The sequence below is a fragment of the Halomonas sp. genome (genome assembly GCF_033549285.1).
Taxonomy (GTDB): Bacteria; Pseudomonadota; Gammaproteobacteria; order Pseudomonadales; family Halomonadaceae; genus Halomonas.
On the sequence record NZ_JAWSUJ010000187.1, the window covers coordinates 1 to 2,744 of the forward strand.

Genomic DNA, 2,744 nt, shown 5'->3' on the forward strand with positions numbered 1-2,744 from the left:
GGCGCGGCCCGGGCCTCTGCCGGGGCCTGCTCCCGGGGCGTGCCGGCGGCGCGCTGGTCGGCCTCGGCGATGGCCGCGGCCTCCACGGCCTCCGTCGATGGCCGGCTCACCAGCACCACGTCGATGCTGGTGCGTTCGACGGGCGCCGGCGCGAACTGGCGGCTGGCCACCACCCCGATGACCACCAGGTGCAGCAGCAGCGCCAGCGACCAGGCCAGCCAGTGCCGGTACCCCCGGGTGACCGGGGCATACTGGATGGGGTCGCTGAGGGGACTGCTCATGGGCCACAGGCCTCCGGGGTCAGCGCCGTTCGCCGAGACGCCGCTGGATGGCGTCCATCAGCTGGCCGCCGATATCGGTGCCTCGCTGGTCGTCGATCTCGCGCACGCAGGTGGGGCTCGTGACGTTGATCTCGGTGATGTAGTCGCCGATCACGTCCAGGCCGACGAACATCAGCCCCTTCTCGCGGATCGTCGGCTGGACCTGCTCGATCAGCCAGTGATCGCGGGCGGTGAGTTCGCGACTGGTCCCGGTGCCGCCGGCGGCCAGGTTGCCGCGGGTCTCGCCGGCCATGGGCACGCGGGCCAGGCCGAAGGGGATCGGCTCGCCGTCCACCAGCAGGATGCGGGTATCGCCCTCGCTGATCTCGGGGATATAGCGCTGGGCCATGATCTGGCGCCTGCCGCGCTCGCTCAGCATCTCGATGATGGCGCCCAGGTTGCGGCCCTCGGGGCGGACATGGAAGATCCCGGTGCCGCCCATGCCGTCCAGCGGCTTGAAGATCACGTCGCCATGCTCGGCGTGGAAGTCGCGCAGCACGGCCTCGTTGCAGGAGACCAGGGTCGGGGTGCAGCACTCGGGGAACTGCTGGGCGAAGAGCTTCTCGTTGCACTCCAGCAGCGCCTGGGTGGGATTGACCACCAGCACGCCCTCGCGCTCGGCGAAGCCCAGCAGGTAGACGGCGTTGAGGAAGTAGCCGTCGACCGGCGGGTCCTTGCGCATCAGGATCACGTCGAGCTCGGCCAGGGCCGCCACCTCGGGCTCGCCCAGGTCGAACCAGTGTGCGGGGTCGCGATGCACCTCCAGGGCGCGCATCCGGCCGAAGGCGCGCCCCTCGCGCAGGAAGAGGTCCTCCTGCTCCAGGTAGTGCAGCGACCAGCCGCGGTCCCTGGCGGCCCACAGCATGGCCAGGCTGGTGTCCTTCTTGTAGGTGAGATCGGCGATGGGATCCATCACCACGCCGATCTTCAGCGCGCGTTCGCTCATGGCGTCGGGTTTCCGGTCTGGGGAGTGAATGCAGTCAGTATGCCGCAGGGTATCGAGTCCACCAAGGCGGTTAGTCTGACCACCGAGTCGCATAGAGCGAGAGGCGCCGGGGCCAGGTCGTAGAGGGGGTCCTATGCCAGGGGTGAGGAGCACTGCTCCGAACGGGTTGGCCATGGATGGCCAGCACCGGACCTGCAAGCGGAGCGGGACGCGAGAGCGCAACAGGGCATCGGTAGCGCCCAGGGAAGGGTTCACAGCGCCCCCTCGTAGACCTGTCGCCGGAACAGCCTCAGACGGAAACACCAGGATGCTGGGTTAGTCCCCGCCCGGTACCAGGCGGATCCCGCCGGGCTCCAGGGTGATCAGCTCGCGCTTGTAGAGGCGGCCGATGGCCTGCTTGAAGGCGTTCTTGCTCACCCCCAGCCGCGCCTTGATCTCCGCCGGGTCGCTCCTGTCGCCCAGCGGCAGGTAGCCGCCGCTCTCGCGCAGGGCCTTGAGCACCTGCTCGCCCACCACGTCCAGCCGCGCTTCGCCCGGCGGCAGCAGCGAGAGGTCCAGTCGGCCATCGTCACGCCGGCGCTTCACGTAGCCGGTAAGGCGCTGGCCGCGGCGCAGCGGCCGGTTCGCCTCGTCGCGGTAGAGCAGGCCCCAGAAGCGGTGGTTCACCACCGCCTTGAGCCCCAGGTCGGTCTGGTCAGCGATCACCAGCGACACCGCGTCGCCTGCCTGCAGGCCCGTGGCCTCGTCGGCGATGAAGCGCTCGAGCTTCTGGGAGGCCACCGGCCGGCCCTGCTGGTCCTCGTAGATCATCACCAGCACCCGCTTGCCCACGCTGGGACGGAAGCGCTGCTCGCCGAAGGGCAGCAGCAGGTCGCGGGGGTGGCCCCAGTCGAGGAAGGCGCCGGTCTCGTTGACGGTCACCACCTCGAGGTAGGCCACGTCGCCGACTGCCGCCCTGGGCGCACGATAGTTGCGCGTGCCGGCGGGGCGAGGCGCGGTGGGTGGGTGGCGGTCTCGGGAGTCGGGCATGGGGAAGCTCCGGTGAGGGGAGGCACAAGGCGCCGGGGATGCGTCGCCGCTCACAGATCGCCGAAGCGGGATTGCAGCAGCGACAGCGCCACCACCGGCGCGGTCTCGGTGCGCAGGATGCGCGGGCCGAGGGACAGGGGGACGAAGCCGCCGGCCAGGGCCGCCTCGACCTCGGCCTCGGACAGCCCGCCCTCCGGGCCGATCAGCAGGGCGGCGGTGGCGGGCGCCTGCCGCTGTTCCAGGGCCCCGGCGGTACCCGGATGCAGCACCAGGCGCAGCGCCTCGTGGCGGCCCGCCAGCCAGTCGGCCAGGCCGGTCGGGGGATGGACCGGCGGCAGGGTGGCGCGACCGCACTGCTCGCAGGCGCTGGCCGCCACGGCCTGCCAGTGGGCGAGCTTCTTCGCCTCGCGCTCGCCCTTGAGGCGCACGTCGCCATGCTCGGTATAGAG

The 2,744-nt window shown here is 71.1% G+C and carries 4 protein-coding genes; all 4 read right to left on the reverse strand.

Annotated elements, in window-relative coordinates:
* A partial coding sequence (locus SCI24_RS21245; protein WP_318727260.1) for a hypothetical protein occupies positions 1–281 on the reverse strand: 281 nt, incomplete at its 3' end.
* Between the two features lie 19 nt (positions 282–300).
* A complete protein-coding gene (gene gshB, locus SCI24_RS21250; RefSeq protein WP_318727261.1) occupies positions 301–1,266 on the reverse strand; it encodes a glutathione synthase in 966 nt (321 codons plus the stop codon).
* A gap of 315 nt (positions 1,267–1,581) precedes the next feature.
* Entirely contained in the window at positions 1,582–2,295 is a 714-nt protein-coding gene (locus tag SCI24_RS21255) for a S1 RNA-binding domain-containing protein (RefSeq protein WP_318727262.1), read from the reverse strand.
* A gap of 50 nt (positions 2,296–2,345) precedes the next feature.
* Positions 2,346–2,744 (reverse strand): RsmE family RNA methyltransferase (locus SCI24_RS21260; protein ID WP_318727263.1); only part of this gene is annotated, 399 nt, incomplete at its 5' end.

What these genes read in the sequence shown, in the direction of transcription:
- gshB (WP_318727261.1), bottom strand. Translation starts at nt 1,266, where the DNA reads ATGAGCGAACGCGCGCTGAAGATCGGCGTGGTGATGGATCCCATCGCC.
- SCI24_RS21255 (WP_318727262.1), bottom strand. Translation starts at nt 2,295, where the DNA reads ATGCCCGACTCCCGAGACCGCCACCCACCCACCGCGCCTCGCCCCGCC.